Below are 16,670 nucleotides of genomic sequence, written 5' to 3'. Positions count from 1 at the left end.
CAGGTCATGAGTATGAAGTCCAGGGTAACGTCAGTGGCAGGCGGTTCGGTAAAGCAATGGCTAGGGGCTTCTGCGCTGGTGATGGCGGGGCTGGCGTTAACACCGGTGGGTGTGGCGATGGCGACCGAGGCGTCGCAACAGCAGACAGGCACCCTGTTTGATTTTGACCTGCCTGCCGAACCCTTGCCCCGGGCCTTGAATGACTTCAGCCGCTTGACCGGCCTCAGCGTGGTCTATACCGACGAAGCGCCTTACGGCTTGCAAGCGCCGGCCATCAAGGGCCGCATGCATGCCGAACAGGCCTTGCAGCAGATGCTTGCGCAGTCGGGTTTCAATGCTCGTCGTACCGATCCCCGCACCTTTGCCCTGGAGCCTCAATCCACCGCAGGCGCGCTGAACCTCGGCGCCACCAGCATTACTTCGATGGCACCCGCCGACACCGGCTATCAGCCGCCAGCCACCACTTCGGTGATGCGCGGTACTGGCTCGTCGATGGAAACGCCGCAGACCATCAACGTGGTCGCCGCCCAGGTGATTCGCGATCAGGCCCCCCGTAATCTGGATGATGCGCTTAACAACGTCAGTGGTATCACCCAGGGCAACACGCTGGGCAGCACGCAGGATTCGGTGATGAAGCGCGGTTTTGGCGACAACCGTGACGGCTCGATCATGCGCGATGGCATGCCGCTGGTGCAGGGCCGGGCACTGGGGGCTGCGACCGAACGCGTCGAAGTCCTCAAGGGACCGGCCTCGTTGCTGTACGGCATCCAGGACCCGGGCGGGGTGGTCAATGTGGTCAGCAAAAAACCACAGCTGGAGCAATACAACGCGCTGACCGTGCGCGGCTCCACTTATGGTTCCGGGAAAAACGGCAGTGGCGCCAGCCTGGACAGCACGGGCCCGCTGGGGGATTCGGGGCTGGCTTACCGGATGATCATTGACCATGAAGACGAAGACTACTGGCGCAATTTCGGCACCCATCGCGAGACGCTGATTGCACCGTCGCTGGCCTGGTATGGCGACAACACTCAAGTGTTGCTGGCCTACGAACACCGCGAATTTCTATCACCCTTTGACCGAGGCACCGCAATCAATCCGGCGACCAATCACCCGCTGGATATCCCGGCCACGCGGCGCCTCGATGAACCGTTCAATAACATGGAAGGGCGTTCGGACCTGTACCGCCTGGAAGTCGATCACGACCTCAACGACGACTGGAAAGCCCACTTCGGTTACAGCTGGAACCGCGAAACCTACGATGCCAGCCAGGTGCGTGTTACCGCAGTCAATCCGGCCACGGGCACACTGACCCGAAAAATGGACGGCACCCAAGGCGCCATTTCCACTGACCGGTTCACCACCGTCAGTCTGCAAGGCAAGGTGAACGCTGCGGGCATGCAGCATGAACTGGTATTTGGCGTGGATGACGAGTACCGCAAAATCCACCGTGCCGAGTTGATCCGCCAGAATAGCCAGTCCATCTTCGATTACGAAAACCCCGAGTATGGCCAGGAAGTTGCCGGCACCACGGTCAGCGCCAGTGACAGCAATCAAACCGACTTGCTGCGCAGCGACTCGTTATTCATGCAGGATTCCATTCACCTCAACGACCAGTGGATTCTGGTGGCGGGCGCCCGCTTCCAGAAGTACGACCAACTGGCTGGCAAAGGCATACCGTTCACCGCCAACACCGACACCCATGGCGTCAAGTGGGTCCCGCGTGCCGGTCTGGTGTACCGCTACACCGACGAGTTGTCGTTCTATGGCAGCTACACCGAATCGTTCAAGCCCAACTCCACCATCGCCCCGTTGAGCGGTGGCGTGGTGCTGGACTCATCCATCGCGCCCGAGCAGGCCAAGTCCTGGGAACTGGGCGCGAAACTGGATATTCCGGGGCGCATTACCGGCACTGTGGCCCTGTTCGATATCAAAAAACGCAATGTCCTGGTGTCATCGACGGTGGATGATGAAACGGTGTATTCGGCGGCGGGCGAGGTCCGGTCACGGGGCCTCGAACTGGATGTCAGCGGTCAGTTGAGCGATCAGTGGAGCGTGATCGGCAGCTATGCCTATACCGATGCTGAAGTGACCAAAGACACGACCTACCAAGGCATGCGCTTGCAGAACGTGGCGAAAAACAGCGGTTCGCTGTCGGCGGTCTATGACTTCGGCAATATCGTGGGGGGCGACACGTTACGGGTGGGGGCGGGCGCACGTTACGTGGGCGAACGGGCCGGTGATGCGCTGAACGATTTCGATCTGCCGGCCTACACCGTGGCCGATGCGTTCGCCACCTACGACACCCGGATCGAAGGGCAGAAGGTAACGTTTCAGTTCAACGTCAAAAACCTCTTCGACCGGACTTACTACACCTCGGCCGCGAGCCGCATGTTCGTTTCCATCGGCGACTCGCGCCAGATGACGTTCTCCAGCACGTTGGCGTTTTAAGCGCATTACCTGAACGCCGTCCGGTATTCACCCGGCGTGCCGCCCAGGTGTTGCTTGAAGCGGTTGGCGAAGTGGCTGGCGCTGGCGAAACCGCACGCCAGCGCCACATCGCCCAGGGCCAGGGATGAGTTGCGCAACAGGTCGCGGGCCCGGGCCAGGCGCCGTGCCAGCAGGTATTGATGAGGCGGCACGCCGAAGCTTTCGCGAAACATGCGGGCAAAGTGGTAGGGCGACAACGCACATTGCGCGGCTAATTGGCCGATGCTCAAGGGCTCACCCAGGTGGTGTTCAATGGTCTCCACCAGTTGCCGGCGTTGATGGGCTGCCAATCCGCCCTTGAGTTGCAGCCCTTCGCGGCGTCCAATTTGGCTCAGCAATGCATGATCGAGCAGGGCACTGGCCAGGCTGCTGGTAAGCAGGCGTTCGCCGGGCTCATTCCAGTTCATCCGGATCAATTGATGAAAGCGCCGGGTTTGCTCCGGGTCATCAAGAAACGTGCTCTCGCGCAATTGCAGGGTGCGCGGTTCGCGGTCGAGCAGGGTGATGCATCCCAAAGCGAATTGTTCTGCACTGACGTACACATGGGCCAGGCGGATTTCACCGTTGATGACCCACTCTGACTGGTGCCCGGCGGGCAATACGCAGAGCTTGCCCGGTGCGCCCTTGCTGCCGGGATTGCTGCGGCGAAAGGTCTCGGTGCCGCCAGCGATATAACACGACAGCGTGTGGTGCGTCGGTGCCTGGTATTCACGGGCGTCGTGGTGATTGCTCCACAGGGCTGCGGCCATGCCGTCACCCAGCTCGGCGCTATGCTCCAGCCGCGAATTGGGCGAGCTGTTGAGGGCTTGAAAAACTTGCAGGGTATCGAGTGCGGACATGGTCTGTTCTCCAACACGTTGCATCCTACTCCGTCGCGTCCGGGCTGCCAGCCCCGGTCCAACAAAAGCGCAAGAATGTGCAAGTGCGCCCACGGGCACAGCCGCACACTGAAGGCCATCTTCAGGAGCGTGCCATGAACCTATTCCTATATTTATTGACGGTGCTGATCTGGGGCACCACGTGGATCGCTCTCAAGTTGCAATTGGGGGTGGTGGCGATTCCAGTGTCCATTGTTTATCGCTTTGGTCTGGCGGCGCTGGTGCTGTTTGCCTTGCTGTTGCTCAGCCGCAAACTGCAGGTGATGAACAAGCGCGGTCACTTGATATGCCTAGCGCAGGGACTGTGCCTGTTTTGTGTCAATTTCATGTGCTTCCTGACCGCCAGCCAGTGGGTGCCGACCGGCTTGATCGCGGTGGTGTTTTCGACAGCCACGTTGTGGAATGCGCTGAACGCACGGATTTTCTTCAAGCAGAAAATTGCGCGCAATGTGGTGGCCGGTGGCGCTTTGGGCTTGCTCGGCTTGGGCCTGTTGTTCTGGCCGGAATTGAGCGGACACACCGCCAGCCCCGAAACCCTGCTGGGACTCGGCCTGGCCCTGATTGGCACGATGTGTTTTTCGGCGGGCAACATGCTCTCGAGCCTGCAACAGAAGGCCGGGCTCAAACCGTTGACTACCAACGCCTGGGGCATGCTCTATGGCGCAAGCATGCTGGCGTTGTACTGCGGGTTAAGCGGGATTCCGTTCAATATGGAATGGAATGCCCGGTATGTCGGCTCGTTGCTGTACTTGGTGATTCCGGGTTCGGTGATCGGGTTTACCGCGTACCTGACTCTGGTCGGGCGCATGGGGCCGGAGCGCGCTGCTTACTGCACCGTGCTGTTCCCCTTGGTGGCGCTTAACGTGTCGGCCTACGCCGAAGGCTACCAGTGGAGCCCTCCGGCTTTGGCGGGGCTGGTTCTGGTGATGCTCGGCAACGTATTGGTGTTTCGCAAACCCAAACCGTTACCGATGACCGCCAAGCTTGCCTGAAGGTACGGCTGCTACGGCTGCTGCGCAGCCGGACGCGGCCTCGCTCGGCTCGACCGCTGCTACAGAATGTATGGACGAGGCCATATCACGGCAAGGCGTTGTTGTAGCAGCGGCTACAGGTTTAGCCTTTGAAGACTTGCGGGTTGACCAGGTCCTGCGGGCGTTCACCCAGCAGCGCGCTGCGCAGGTTGTCCAGGGCGCGGTTGGCCATGGCTTCGCGGGTTTCGTGGGTGGCCGAACCAATGTGCGGCAAGGTGACGGCGTTTTTGAGCTGGAACAGTGGCGATTCAGCCAGGGGTTCCTTCTCGTACACGTCCAGCCCGGCGCCGCGAATCGTGCCGTTTTGCAGGGCTTCGATCAGCGCAGGTTCGTCGACTACCGGCCCGCGGGAAATATTCACCAGAATCGCGCTCGACTTCATCAGGCCCAGTTCGCGCTGGCTGATCAGGTGTCTGGTTTTCTCGCTCAAGGGCACCACCAGGCACACGAAGTCTGCTTCGGCCAGTAACTGGTCAAGGCTGCGGAACTGCGCCCCCAGGCTTTGCTCAAGTTCGGCTTTACGGCTGTTGCCGCTGTAGAGGATCGGCATGTTGAAACCCAGATGGCCCCGGCGGGCGATCGCCGCGCCGATGTTGCCCATGCCGACAATACCCAGGGTCTTGCCGTACACATCGCTGCCAAACAAAGCGGGCGGGACGCTGGCTTGCCACTGGCCGGCCTTGGTCCAGGCATCCAGCTCAGCCACCCGGCGTGCGCTGCTCATGATCAGTGCAAAACCCAGGTCGGCGGTGCTTTCGGTGAGCACGTCCGGGGTGTTGGTGAGCATGATTCCGCGCTCGTTGAAGTAGTCGACATCGTAGTTGTCGTAACCCACCGATACGCTGGATACCACTTGCAGTTGCCGGGCATTTTCCAGTTGCTTGCGCCCCAGTTTGCGACCGACACCGATCAAGCCATGGGCGTGCGGCAAGGCTTCCTCAAACTGGGCGTTGATATCGCCCAGCTTGGGATTGGGAGCAATCACATTGAATTCCTGCTGCAAGCGCTCGATCATTTCGGGGGTGACACGGCTGAAGGCAAGTACGGTTTTCTTTGCGCTAGAAAGGCTCATCTGAACAAGACTCGTCGGCTGTCGGGAATGTAAGCACGCTAACATTCTCCGCCGTCGTTCGCCAATGTCCGGCGGGCCACTACCGCTATCCAGTCATCAGCTGTAGGCCGTCAATTCCTTCTGGTGCGCCGTCAGAATGTCCGGCAGGGAACTGCGCAGGTATTCGACCCAGGTTTTGATTTTCGCATCCAGGTACTGGCGCGACGGGTAGATGGCGTACAGGTTCAATTCCTGCGAGCGGTACTTGGGCATCATCCGTACCAGCGTGCCGTTACGCAGGCCTTCGATTGCCGCATACAACGGCAGGATGCCGACACCCATGCCGCTGGTAATCGCGGTTTTCATCGCGTCAGCCGAGTTGACCAGAAACGGCGATGAATTGATCAAGACCATTTCCTGACCTTCCGGCCCCTCGAACACCCATTTATCCAGGGCAATGACCGGGCTGACCAGGCGCAGGCACGAATGGTTGAGCAGGTCACCGGGCCTGTCCGCGTTGCCATTGGCTTTCACGTAGTCGGGGGAGGCGCACACGACGCTGTACGTGATGCCCAGCCGCTGAGACACAAACCCGGAGTCCGGCAGCTCGCTGGCCAATACGATGGAGACGTCGTAACCCTCGTTGAGCAGGTCGGGCACGCGGTTGGCAAGCGTCAGGTCGAAGGTCACGTCCGGGTGTGTCTTGCGGTAGCGAGCGATGGCGTCGATGACAAAATGCTGACCGATGCCGGTCATGGTGTGCACTTTCAATTGGCCTGCCGGACGTGAGTGCGCGTCACTGGCTTCGGCTTCTGCCTCTTCGACGTAGGCCAGAATCTGCTCGCAGCGCAGCAAATAGCGTTTGCCGGCTTCGGTCAGGGCGATGCGTCGGGTCGTACGGTTGAGCAAGCGGGTTTGCAGGTGGGCCTCAAGGTTGGAGACCGCGCGCGAGACGTTAGCCGTGGTGGTGTCCAGCATGGCTGCGGCAGCCGTGAAACTTCCGGCCTCGGCCACGCTGGTGAAGGCGCGCATATTTTGCAAAGTGTCCATGGAGTGCTCTCAAGGGGCGATATGGGGGACGACAACAAAACAAACAGTGCAGCAACAAATTGTGACACGAAGTTTCAAGGTTTGCAGGCCGGTGGGCATTCGACCAACGGATTATCCCAAGAACGGTAATAAAGATTCACAGTTATGCCAGCTTATCGTTGCGCCTGCCAAGCCATAGACTTCTATTCCTCAAGCCTCCTCCCTCCATGACGGAATTTGCAGCAGTGTCGCGTCGCATCAGCAGAGAGCTTAAAGCCCTCAGTGTCCTGGCTTTATCGTTAGCATTAAATGGCTGTATCGGTTTTGGTGGCATCGCCCCTGAAGGCAAGATGCTGGCTGCCAATACGTTGGCCACCGACGAGGCGATTCAAAGCGCCGCGCAAGACGCAAACTGGCCCAAGGCCCAATGGTGGCACGCTTATGGCGACCCACAATTGGATGCCTGGATCAATATGGCCGTTCAGGGCAGCCCAAGCATGGCCATGGCCGCGGCGCGTGTCCGTCAGGCCAAGGCCATGGCCGGTATTGCCGAGTCGGCCGAATCGCTGCAGATCAATGGCGAGTCGACCCTCAAGCGCCATAACTGGCCATCCGATCAATTCTATGGCCCCGGCGCGCTGGACAACTCCACCACCTGGGACAACAACGCCGCCCTGGGCTTCAGCTTTGCCCTCGACCTGTGGGGTCGTGAAAGCAACACCACGGAGCAGGCGGTGGACATGGCACACATGAGTGCCGCCGAGGCACGTCAGGCGCAGCTTGAATTGCAAAACAACGTGATTCGCGCCTACATCCAGTTGTCGCTGCACTATGCCCAGCTCGACATCATCGAATCGACCCTGCACCAGCAGGAGCAGATTCTCGATCTGGCGCAAAAACGTCTGGATGGCGGCATTGGTACTCACTTTGAGGTCAGTCAGGCGCAAGCACCGCTGCCCGAAATTCATCGTCAGATCGACGCTCAGGAAGAAGAAATCGCCCTGACCCGTAACCAGTTGGCTGCGCTGGCCGGTAAAGGCCCGGGCGAGGGTGCGCGTCTCAAGCGCCCGACCCTGACGCTGAGTACGGCGCTCAAGCTGCCGTCGACCTTGCCTGCCGAATTGCTGGGACAACGTCCGGACGTGGTGGCCAGCCGCTGGGAAGTCGCCGCACAGGCACGTGGCATCGATGTGGCACATGCAGGCTTCTACCCCAACGTCGACCTGGTGGGCAGTATCGGTTTCATGGCCACCGGTGGCGGGGCGCTGGAGTTCCTGACCGGCAAGAAGCTCAATTACAACGTCGGCCCGGCGATCTCGCTGCCGATTTTTGATGGCGGTCGATTGCGCTCACAGCTTGGGGCAGCCTCGGGTGGTTATGACATGGCGGTGGCCAAGTACAACCAGACGCTGATCACGGCGCTTAAAGGGATCTCCGATCAGTTGATCAAGCGCGAGTCGATGGAAAAACAGCAGGAGTTCGCCGCCGAGTCGGTGGCCGCCGCGCAAAAAACCTACGACATCGCGATGGTCGCTTTCCAGCGCGGCTTGACCGACTACCTCAACGTGCTCAATGCACAGACCCTGTTGTTTCGTCAGCAACAAGTCCAGCAACAGGTGCAGGCCGCTCGCCTGAGTGCTCACGCCGAACTGGTCACCGCCCTGGGCGGCGGCTTGGGCGCCGGCAACGACGTGCCCAAGGACGACCGCTACGTCCCGGACAAACCCCCGGCAATCATGGCGCTGTTTGATCATTGAAACGCGCCAGTCCGTCTGACTGCTTAAACCCCTGATGGCTAACGTTGAGAGCCTGTAGATGAACCATTTGCCCGCCCCGGTACGCTGGCTGTATTCCCTGGAATGGCGCCGAGGCTTTTTTGACTGGGCACGCAGCGATGGCGTGACCTGGGTGCATATTTTCAAAGTGTTGATCGCGGCCTTTTTGACGCTGTGGCTGGCCATGCGTCTTGAATTGCCGCAACCCCGCACCGCGATGATCACGGTATTTATCGTGATGCAGCCGCAAAGCGGCCAAGTGTTTGCCAAAAGTTTTTACCGGTTTTTGGGCACATTGACCGGATCGGCAGTGACGGTTGCGTTGATCGCGCTGTTCGCGCAAAACACGGTGCTGTTTCTCGGTGCGATGGCTATCTGGGTCGGTATTTGCTCGGCCGGTGCCGCACGCTGCCGCAACTTTCGTGCTTATGGTTTTGTCCTGGCGGGGTATACCGCGGCAATGGTTGGCCTGCCGGCACTGGCACATCCCGACGGCGCGTTCATGGCTGCGGTGTGGCGCGTGCTGGAAATCTCGCTGGGCATTCTGTGCTCAACCCTGATCAGTGCAGCCATTTTGCCCAAGACCGCTGGCGCAGCCATGCACAACGCGCTCTATCAGCGCTTTGGCGTATTCGCCGGGTTTGTTGCCGAAGGCTTGCGTGGGCAGTCATCTCAAGCGGCCTATGAGGCCAGTAACGTGCGCTTTATTGGCGAGAGTGTCGGCCTTGAAGGCATGCGCAGCGTAACGGTCTTCGAAGACCCGCACATGCGCCGTCGCAGCGGCCGTCTGAGCCGTCTCAACAGCGAGTTCATGGCCATCACCACACGCTTTAACGCCTTGCACCAATTGCTCGCACGTTTGCGCAGCCGGGGCGTGGAGCAAGTGGTGTCGGCCATCGAGCCGGAGCTGGAGCTGTTGGCCCGGTTGCTCGACACCTACACGGGCCGCTCCTTGACCGACAAGGACGCCGCGGTGCTGGCCGAACAGTTGGCCGGGTTCAAAGCCGCCTTGCCCGAGCAGGTACGTACGCTGCGGGTGAAGTTCCTCGAAACGCAACCCAGTGCATCGGACTTTCTCGACTTCAACACCGCCTATGAACTGCTGTATCGCTTTGTCGACGATTTGCACAGTTACGCGTTGACCCACGCCTCGCTGGCCGACCACACCCATGAGCGCGAGCGCTGGGACCAACCCTTTATCTCGCAGACCAACTGGTGGTCGGCGGCGGCTTCAGGGCTGCGGGCGTCGTTCATTCTGGCAGTGCTCGGCACCTACTGGGTGATGACCGCCTGGCCCAGTGGCGCCACCATGACCCTGATTGCCGCCGCAACCGTGGGCCTTTCGGCGGCGACCCCGAATCCCAAGCGCATGGCGTTTCAGATGGCCTGCGGTACCTTTATCGGGGCACTGGTGGGCTTTGTCGAAATGTTCTTCGTGCTGCCCCATATCGACGGCTTCGCCTTGCTCTGCCTGGTACTGACGCCGGTCATCATGCTCGGATCGTTTCTCACCTCGCGGGCCAACTACGCCGGTGTCGGCCTGGGTTTGCTGATCTTTTTCAGCACCGGCTCGGTTCCTGACAACCTGACGATCTATAACCCGTACCAGTTCATCAATGACTACATCGCGATGGTCATGGGCATGCTGGTCTGTGCCGCGGCCGGTGCAATCATCCTGCCGCCCAACAGCCGCTGGTTATGGAGCCGTCTGGAGCAGGATTTACGTGAGCAAGTGGTGTACGCCATCAGCGGTAAATTGCGCGGCCTGAGTTCCAGCCTTGAGAGCCGCACCCGCGACCTGATGCACCAGGCGTATGGCCTGGCAGCCGGGCAGCCCAAGGTACAGCGTGAATTGCTGCGCTGGATGTTTGTGGTCCTGGAAGTCGGGCACGCGATTATCGAGTTGCGTAAAGAACAGGCGCTCTTGCCGGTTCACCCGGCATATGCCGAGGCGCAGCCGTGGCGCCAGGCGATTCGGGTGATGGGGCGTGCGCTGGTGCGCCTGTTCATCGCCCCCAGCGAAAGCAATCTGGAGCGCGCCCTGATCGCCGTGGATCACGCGATTACCCGGGTACAAGCCACAGACGAACCCTTCGCCCGCAACTTCGACACCTCGGCCCTGGTCCGGGTGCAAAGCTACCTTCACTTTATTCGTACCTCACTGCTCGACCCGCAATCGCCGCTGGCCGCCTACGCCCAGCCGCAAGGACTTGAACATGCCTCGTGAAATCGCCTTCCACGGCGTCTACATGCCCACCATGACCCTGATGTTTTTTATTGCGGCGGGGTTGGCATGGGGCTTTGACCGGTTGTTTTCCGGCTACGACCTGTACCGCTTCTTCTGGCATCCGGCGCTGCTGCGCCTGAGCCTGTTTGCTTGTCTTTTTGGCGCCATGGCGCTCACTGTTTACCATTGAGACCGACCCGATGAAAAAGTTCTTCAGCCTGCTTGCCACCTTGCTGGTTTTGGCCCTTGCGATATGGATCGGCCGGACCCTCTGGGAACATTACATGAACACTCCGTGGACCCGAGATGGTCGCGTACGGGCCGACATCATCAACGTCGCCGCGGACGTTAACGGCTACGTGGTCAACGTCCCGGTCAAAGACAACCAGTTGGTCAAAAAGGGTGAGGTCCTGCTGGAAATCGACCCGGAGCACTACGAAATCGTGGTCAAGCAGGCGCAATCGCTGGTGGCCTCACGCAAGGCCACTTGGGAGATGCGCAAGGTCAACGCTCATCGCCGGGCGGACATGGACAACCTGGTGATCTCCCGCGAGAACCGGGACGATGCGAGCAATATCGCGGACTCGGCGCTGGCTGATTACCAGCATGCGCTGGCCCAATTGGACGCGGCCAAACTTGACCTTAAACGCACCAAGGTGCTGGCCACCGTTGACGGTTATGTGACCAACCTGAATGTGCATCGGGGCGACTATGCGCGGGTGGGTGACCCGAAAATGGCCGTGATCGATATGAACTCGTTCTGGGTGTATGGCTTCTTCGAAGAAACCAAACTGCCGCACATTCGCGTGGGCGACAAAGCCGATCTGCAAATGATGAGTGGAGAGGTACTCAAGGGCCACGTGGAAAGCATCTCACGGGGCATTTATGACCGCGACAACCCCGAGAGCCGTGAGCTGGTGGCTGACGTCAACCCAACATTCAACTGGGTTCGCCTGGCCCAGCGGGTGCCGGTGCGCATCCACATCGATGAAATCCCCGAAGGCTTCCTGCTGGCGGCCGGTACCACCTGTACCGTGATCGTGGAGCAGGATCAGGTGGACGCGCATCCGTCACACTGATCGAGGATTCAGTTCGCGCAAAAGGTCTCATGCAAATGCCGCCACAGCACATCGCCGGCGGCATTTTGCTCGAATACAACGGTTGCGCGCCGATCCGTGCGGTTGCCGTTGTGTTCTTCTTGCAGCTCGCGATAGCTGACCACTGCGCCGCCTGCATGCAAGGCAATCCCCCTGAACTCGCTGAGGGTAATGACCAGCCCGGGACGCGCTCCGCGCAGTTGCTCGAACAGGCTTTCCACCCCGTTGAGATCCAGCGCCTTGCCGTTGGGGGCAATCATCGTGAACTGCTCCGAGAAGCGTGCCAGCAGTGTTGGAAGCACGCCGGGCTCCAGCCCGGAAAACCAACCTTCAATCTCGACGTGAGTTTCTTTTACAAGGTCGAAGTAGCGCGAATAATCAGTCATCACATTCTCTTGGGTCAGGGCACCAGCATGGCCAGCACGCGTGGAGTATCGAGGCGCAAAACGGGAATCAGCGGCACCAGCGTCAACACACTGCCGATGGCAAAGCATAGGGCAAAGGCGTGAGACGTCGAGGTGATCGTGCTCAAGGCGCTGAACAGCGCCATCATCAGTGCCGGGCCGATCAGGAAGCTCAACTGCCGGTTGAGGTTCCACAGTGCGCTGGCGTGGCTCATGTGTTCGCCAGGGACATCAATGAATGCGGTGTTTTGTGCCGTGCTGCTGCACAGGCTGCCGCCAAATCCCATGAGGGCATACAGCGCCACGGGCAGGAATGCAGGGCCGCCCTCAATGTGCATCAACAAGGCGATGCCCAGCGCTTGAGCGCTCATACCCAGCAGCAGCAACGGCTTGGGGCCAAGGCGATTGAATTGCCAGCGGCTCAAGGTGATGCCCAGCGCCGAGGCCAGCGCCCAGGGCAGCATCAGCGCGCCGGTTTGTGCCGGGCTGTAACCCAGTTGGTGCAGGTACAAAATACTCACCAGTTGCGTGCCGATAAAAATTCCCGGAATGAACAGATAAGTCATCATAGCCACCCGCAGCAGCGGGCTTTTAAGCAAGTGCGCCATGTGCCGTGCACCGCTCGCGACGCTGCCGGGATCGAGAGACACGGGAGCGGCCGATCGAACGTCGGATTTGATCCAGCACTGCGCCAACAGCAGGGCAAGCAGGGCCAGAGGTAAATTGGCGTAAAACACCCAGCGCCACGACAATGCTTCAACCACCCAGCCTCCCAGCACCGGGGACAGAGCGGGCACCAGCAGCGCCACAAGCAAAATCACCGAGGTCAGGCGGGCCCGTTCATGAGGCTGAAATTGTCGATACACCATCGCCTGTCCCACGGGTATCAACAAACCGCCGCCCAGGCCTTGCAGCAGCCGCCAGCCAATCAGCGCTTCAACTGAAGCGGCCTGAGCCACGCACCACGAGGCGACGGTGAACAGCAGCAACGAGATGAGCATCAGGCGTTTTTCGCCCAGCACCGCAGCCAGCCACACGCTGGGCACAATGATCAGGGTCAGGCCGAGCATGTAGGCATTGCCGATCCACGCCAGTTGTGTGACGGATGCCTGAAGTTCTTGCCCGATCTGCGGGTAGGCAATCGAGACGGCAAACATGTTCACCAGATCCAGCGCAAAGCCCAGCAAATACACCAGCGCGATTTTGTTGCGATAGGCCATGGCGGGCTCCTTGATCAGAAGCCGAACAGTAGGCGGCTTTTGTCGTTGGAGGAACGGCCCGGGCGCTGCTAGATTGTCAAAATTATTTTGACAATCGACGGGAATCAGCATGGTTAGCCTTGATCGTTTCGACACTTTCAAAGCCGTGGTCGAAGCCGGCTCCCTCACGGCTGCAGCGGATTTACTGGGGCAAACCAGGGCCGTGGTCAGTTTCACCATCAAACGGCTGGAGGCAGAGCTGGGTGTAACGTTGCTCACGCGAAACACCCGGCGGCTGGCGCTGACCGAGGCGGGGGAGCGCTTTTATCTGCGCTGCTTGAGCATGCTGGAGGCCGCACAACTGGCTATCGACGAAGCGCGCAGCGAACACACTGAACTCAAGGGCACGCTGAGGATCACTACGACCGTGGAGTATGCGCTGGCTAAAGTGGTGCCTGCGCTGGAGCTGTTCCGCACCTTGCACCCCGAGCTCAACGTGCACCTGTCGACCTCGTCGACCCACGCGGATTTGATCTCCGAGCGTTTTGACGTGGCCCTGCGGCTGGGCCGTATTCTGGATTCCAGCCATCGAGCCGTACAGCTGAGCACGTTTGAAATTTTGCCTGTGGCTTCGCCAGCGTTCGTGAAGAGCCAGCCAGCCATCGACAGTGTGCAGGCCCTGGAGCAAACACCGTGGCTGGAGCATGGCCGGGTTGGGGAGTTGAGCGTGACCGGGGTGAGCAGCGGAGCGGTTCAGTCCTATCAACCTGACCCGGGCAAGGCGCGGATCAAGGCGGATAATTCATCGGTACTGCGCGCCTTTGCGTTAACCGGGCAGGGCGTGGCGATCTTGCCTGACTGGTTGGTTGAGGACGATTTACAGGCCGGCCGACTGGTTCGCCTGTTGCCTGGCTGGCACTTCACTCGCCAGGGGGTCTACGCGCTGTACCCCGACACCCGGCACCTGCCGCTCAAGGTACGGGTGTTTATTGATTTCATGAAAAGCCAGGGGTGATTAAACGCTTCAAAGGGTAGTGTTCAAGCCGAACCGCTTCATCAATACCTTTTGCAGCAGTGTCCGCGGCAACAACGCAGCCAGCAGCGGCAGGGCACGGCTGCCATTGCCGTAGCGCAACACCGCCGGTGGCCGGCTTTTCTGGCTGGCTTTGAACACGGCATCGGCGAATTTGCCCACCGGCGTCGGGTTGTCTTGCGAGGCGCTGGCCCGAGCCCGGATCCCGTCACGCATGGGCCACCAGGGGGAGTTCTGCGCAATCAGCACTTCTGCCTGGGCGCTGGCATTTTTTGCGAAATGCGTGTCGATGGCGCCCGGTTGCACTTCCATGAGCCGGACTGCAAACGGTGCCAACTCCATGCGCATGGCTTCGCTCAAGGCATGCACGGCCGCTTTCGATGCGCAGTAAGCCCCAGCGAACGGCGTCACCAGCACGCCGGAAACACTGCCGATATTGATCACAAGCCCTTGGTTGCAGCGCAACGCTGAAAACAGCGCCCGGGTAACCCCGACCACTGAAAAAACATTGGTTTCGAACTGCTGCTGCAGGCCCGCAACACCGCTATCGAGCACCGGCCCCATGGCGCCATACCCGGCGTTGTTGATCAGTACATCGAGGCCCTTGCCATTGGCGGTCAGAAGTTCAGCCAGTTGCGTCAAGGCTGCGGGATCATTGACATCCAGTTGCACGGCGTTAAAACCCGCCGCTGCCAACTCCGCCACATCATCTGGCTTGCGGGCACTGGCCCAGACATCGTGGCCGTGTGCCTTGAAGGTATCGGCCAAGGCTCGGCCAATGCCGCTGGAGCAACCCGTGATCAAAACACGAGACATCGAAATATCCTTGAGCGCGGTCGAGCAGCGCATTAGTTGGAGAAGCTGCCTTGCAGGCGTTCTGCTTTGAATTCGAGGGTTTGCGGACGATAACCGGCGCGCAAGGGTGGCATCGGCAAGCAATCTTTCCAGGCTGCCCCGGCTTGCAGCTCGCCCGGGCCGCGGTAGCGTGGAGCGGTGTAGAGGTTTTCAGCGAGGTTGACGGTATCACCGGGAGCATAGGCCGCGATGTGCCAGCTCAGTTCGGTCAACGGCACATCATTACTGTTGCGCAGGGTGAGACTCAGTGGGCGGTCGGCCGGACATTCGTTGGGCGCAAACACCAGGCGCAGTTCGAGGCGTGCCAGTTGCTGGGCTTCACGGTGATCCAGCCAGGCGACAGACGCCGCTACGATGGCCAGCCCCAGAAGTGCCGCCATCGAGACCGGCAACGCCTTGGACGGGTAGCGCAAGAGCAGCACCAGCCAGGTGATGATCAGTAAAATGCCGATAAACATGACGTACATCTCGCCGAGTGAGTGTCAGGCAAGCATGAGCCGGGAAACTCGCGGCATCAAGGCGCGAAGTCAAAGGCTGTGTTTCGCGCCAGACTTTTAGGGGCCTGTGGCCTCGCGCTGCAAGCAGGCAAGGCTCAGGGTTTGAATCGCGAGGTGCTTGGATACCGCTTCTCACTGAGTCGCGGTTTGCCGGGCCAGGACGGCTACACAAGGACGGGCATTATTCGGGGGCGTGGTCACGCAAAAAAACCAACAGCTCCGGCTTCGACTGTTCGGCGCTGAAGCGATAGCCCTGGTCGTCGAATTGCTTGAGGTGATCCGGGTTATTGATGCGTTCCTTGATCACGAACCGGCTCATCATGCCGCGGGCTTTCTTGGCATAGAAACTGATGATTTTGTGCTGACCGTTTTTCAGGTCCTTGAATTCGGTATTGATAATGCGCGCGTTCAAGGCCGATTTTTTCACCGCCGAGAAGTACTCATTGGACGCCAGGTTGAGCAGCACGTCATCGCCTTGCCCGGCCAGCGCTTCGTTGAGCCATTCGCTGATGCGCGTATCCCAGAAGGCATACAGGTCCTTGCCTCGGGCGTTGGCCAGTTTGGTGCCCATCTCCAGGCGATACGGCATCATCAAGTCCAGCGGGCGCAGCAGGCCGTACAACCCGGAGAGCATGCGCAGGTGGGTTTGCGCGTAGTCAAAATCGGCTTCGCTGAAGTCCACGGCGTTCAGGCCGGTGTACACATCGCCCTTGAATGCCAGCAGCGCCTGCTTGGCGTTGGCCGGGGTGAAGGCAGGGGTCCAGCTGCCGAAGCGGGCGGCATTCAGGCCTGAGAGCTTGTCGGACAGGTGCATCAGCTCGCCAATCTGTTGCGGGCTCAACTCGCGCAACTGCTCGATCAGTTCCTGGGAGTGGTCCAGATAGTCCGGCAGGGTAAAACGCGCAGTGGCCGGCGGCGTTTCGTAATCGAGGGTTTTAGCGGGTGAAATCACCGTCAGCATGAGGTCGTCTCCTTTAAGCGTCGGGGGATTCTAGGGGGTTGGACGTTTTGACTCCACCTATCACGGCGATAGCTTGCCGATTACCGGCGTTTGCAGGCGCGGCGGCTACAGGTAATCGGTATAAGCCGCGTTATAGTGCTGCCAGT

Annotated in this window: 15 protein-coding genes; 7 read left to right on the top strand and 8 right to left on the bottom strand. The window is 60.0% G+C overall.

Going from position 1 to position 16,670, the window contains the following annotated elements:
- The first annotated feature begins 12 nt into the window (after window positions 1-12).
- Entirely contained in the window at window positions 13-2,448 is a 2,436-nt protein-coding gene (locus DQN55_RS17725) for a TonB-dependent siderophore receptor (protein ID WP_048378621.1), read from the top strand.
- 5 nt (window positions 2,449-2,453) lie between these two features.
- On the opposite strand, the gene DQN55_RS17720 is transcribed toward DQN55_RS17725, so the two are convergent.
- Window positions 2,454-3,326 (bottom strand): AraC family transcriptional regulator, encoded by an 873-nt coding sequence (locus tag DQN55_RS17720; protein ID WP_048378623.1) that lies wholly within the window; start codon window positions 3,324-3,326, stop codon window positions 2,454-2,456.
- Window positions 3,327-3,460: 134 nt separating this feature from the next.
- Between DQN55_RS17720 and DQN55_RS17715 the strand changes: the two genes are divergently transcribed.
- Window positions 3,461-4,357 carry a DMT family transporter gene (locus DQN55_RS17715; RefSeq protein WP_048378625.1) on the top strand — a complete coding sequence of 299 codons (897 nt, stop codon included), beginning with the start codon at window positions 3,461-3,463 and terminating at the stop codon, window positions 4,355-4,357.
- Between the two features lie 121 nt (window positions 4,358-4,478).
- Here the strand turns inward: DQN55_RS17715 and DQN55_RS17710 are convergent, their stop codons facing one another.
- Both DQN55_RS17710 and DQN55_RS17705 read right to left on the bottom strand, forming a co-directional pair.
- Window positions 4,479-5,468, bottom strand: coding sequence for a 2-hydroxyacid dehydrogenase (locus DQN55_RS17710; RefSeq protein WP_048378626.1), 990 nt, complete (start codon window positions 5,466-5,468; stop codon window positions 4,479-4,481).
- 96 nt (window positions 5,469-5,564) lie between these two features.
- On the bottom strand, window positions 5,565-6,497 hold the full coding sequence (locus DQN55_RS17705; protein WP_048378629.1) for a LysR family transcriptional regulator: 933 nt from the start codon (window positions 6,495-6,497) through the stop codon (window positions 5,565-5,567).
- Between the two features lie 224 nt (window positions 6,498-6,721).
- Between DQN55_RS17705 and DQN55_RS17700 the strand changes: the two genes are divergently transcribed.
- The 4 genes from DQN55_RS17700 to DQN55_RS17685 are packed head-to-tail and all read left to right on the top strand — an operon-like array spanning window position 6,722 to window position 11,557.
- Window positions 6,722-8,233, top strand: a complete 1,512-nt coding sequence (locus DQN55_RS17700) for an efflux transporter outer membrane subunit (protein ID WP_048378631.1) — start codon at window positions 6,722-6,724, stop codon at window positions 8,231-8,233.
- Window positions 8,234-8,291: 58 nt separating this feature from the next.
- Window positions 8,292-10,478: an FUSC family protein gene (locus DQN55_RS17695; RefSeq protein WP_048378633.1), complete on the top strand. Its 2,187-nt coding sequence runs from the start codon at window positions 8,292-8,294 to the stop codon at window positions 10,476-10,478.
- A complete protein-coding gene (locus tag DQN55_RS17690; protein WP_048378635.1) occupies window positions 10,468-10,668 on the top strand; it encodes a DUF1656 domain-containing protein in 201 nt (66 codons plus the stop codon). Before DQN55_RS17695 ends, DQN55_RS17690 begins: the two co-directional genes overlap by 11 nt.
- 10 nt (window positions 10,669-10,678) lie before the next feature.
- Window positions 10,679-11,557, top strand: coding sequence for an efflux RND transporter periplasmic adaptor subunit (locus DQN55_RS17685; RefSeq protein ID WP_048378637.1), 879 nt, complete (start codon window positions 10,679-10,681; stop codon window positions 11,555-11,557).
- An 8-nt stretch (window positions 11,558-11,565) separates the two neighbouring features.
- On the opposite strand, the gene DQN55_RS17680 is transcribed toward DQN55_RS17685, so the two are convergent.
- A complete protein-coding gene (locus DQN55_RS17680) occupies window positions 11,566-11,961 on the bottom strand; it encodes a hypothetical protein (RefSeq protein WP_048378639.1) in 396 nt (131 codons plus the stop codon).
- A gap of 14 nt (window positions 11,962-11,975) precedes the next feature.
- A complete protein-coding gene (locus tag DQN55_RS17675) occupies window positions 11,976-13,199 on the bottom strand; it encodes an MFS transporter (protein WP_048378641.1) in 1,224 nt (407 codons plus the stop codon).
- Between the two features lie 109 nt (window positions 13,200-13,308).
- On the opposite strand from DQN55_RS17675, the gene DQN55_RS17670 reads away from it, so the two are divergent.
- Window positions 13,309-14,193 (top strand): LysR family transcriptional regulator, encoded by an 885-nt coding sequence (locus DQN55_RS17670; RefSeq protein WP_048378643.1) that lies wholly within the window; start codon window positions 13,309-13,311, stop codon window positions 14,191-14,193.
- Between the two features lie 9 nt (window positions 14,194-14,202).
- Here the strand turns inward: DQN55_RS17670 and DQN55_RS17665 are convergent, their stop codons facing one another.
- The 3 genes from DQN55_RS17665 to yaaA all read right to left on the bottom strand — a co-directional run bounded on the left by DQN55_RS17665 (window position 14,203) and on the right by yaaA (window position 16,524).
- A complete protein-coding gene (locus tag DQN55_RS17665; protein ID WP_048378645.1) occupies window positions 14,203-15,027 on the bottom strand; it encodes an SDR family oxidoreductase in 825 nt (274 codons plus the stop codon).
- Between the two features lie 32 nt (window positions 15,028-15,059).
- Entirely contained in the window at window positions 15,060-15,524 is a 465-nt protein-coding gene (locus tag DQN55_RS17660; protein ID WP_048378647.1) for a multidrug transporter, read from the bottom strand.
- Window positions 15,525-15,744: 220 nt separating this feature from the next.
- A complete protein-coding gene (gene yaaA, locus DQN55_RS17655; protein ID WP_048378649.1) occupies window positions 15,745-16,524 on the bottom strand; it encodes a peroxide stress protein YaaA in 780 nt (259 codons plus the stop codon).
- Between the last annotated feature and the right edge of the window lie 146 nt (window positions 16,525-16,670).

It is taken from the genome of Pseudomonas taetrolens (assembly GCF_900475285.1).
GTDB classification, from domain to species: domain Bacteria; phylum Pseudomonadota; class Gammaproteobacteria; order Pseudomonadales; family Pseudomonadaceae; genus Aquipseudomonas; species Aquipseudomonas taetrolens.
The sequence above is the reverse complement of the archived record's forward strand: the minus strand, read 5'-3'. Positions and strand labels throughout refer to the sequence as shown.

Excerpts from the sequence above, each read along its gene's own strand:
- yaaA (WP_048378649.1), bottom strand. The coding sequence starts at position 16,524 with ATGCTGACGGTGATTTCACCCGCTAAAACCCTCGATTACGAAACGCCG.
- DQN55_RS17665 (WP_048378645.1), bottom strand. The coding sequence starts at position 15,027 with ATGTCTCGTGTTTTGATCACGGGTTGCTCCAGCGGCATTGGCCGAGCC.
- DQN55_RS17675 (WP_048378641.1), bottom strand. The coding sequence starts at position 13,199 with ATGGCCTATCGCAACAAAATCGCGCTGGTGTATTTGCTGGGCTTTGCG.
- DQN55_RS17680 (WP_048378639.1), bottom strand. The coding sequence starts at position 11,961 with ATGACTGATTATTCGCGCTACTTCGACCTTGTAAAAGAAACTCACGTC.
- DQN55_RS17670 (WP_048378643.1), top strand. The coding sequence starts at position 13,309 with ATGGTTAGCCTTGATCGTTTCGACACTTTCAAAGCCGTGGTCGAAGCC.
- DQN55_RS17705 (WP_048378629.1), bottom strand. The coding sequence starts at position 6,497 with ATGGACACTTTGCAAAATATGCGCGCCTTCACCAGCGTGGCCGAGGCC.
- DQN55_RS17710 (WP_048378626.1), bottom strand. The coding sequence starts at position 5,468 with ATGAGCCTTTCTAGCGCAAAGAAAACCGTACTTGCCTTCAGCCGTGTC.
- DQN55_RS17695 (WP_048378633.1), top strand. The coding sequence starts at position 8,292 with ATGAACCATTTGCCCGCCCCGGTACGCTGGCTGTATTCCCTGGAATGG.
- DQN55_RS17685 (WP_048378637.1), top strand. The coding sequence starts at position 10,679 with ATGAAAAAGTTCTTCAGCCTGCTTGCCACCTTGCTGGTTTTGGCCCTT.
- DQN55_RS17690 (WP_048378635.1), top strand. The coding sequence starts at position 10,468 with ATGCCTCGTGAAATCGCCTTCCACGGCGTCTACATGCCCACCATGACC.
- DQN55_RS17725 (WP_048378621.1), top strand. The coding sequence starts at position 13 with ATGAAGTCCAGGGTAACGTCAGTGGCAGGCGGTTCGGTAAAGCAATGG.
- DQN55_RS17715 (WP_048378625.1), top strand. The coding sequence starts at position 3,461 with ATGAACCTATTCCTATATTTATTGACGGTGCTGATCTGGGGCACCACG.
- DQN55_RS17660 (WP_048378647.1), bottom strand. The coding sequence starts at position 15,524 with ATGTTTATCGGCATTTTACTGATCATCACCTGGCTGGTGCTGCTCTTG.
- DQN55_RS17720 (WP_048378623.1), bottom strand. The coding sequence starts at position 3,326 with ATGTCCGCACTCGATACCCTGCAAGTTTTTCAAGCCCTCAACAGCTCG.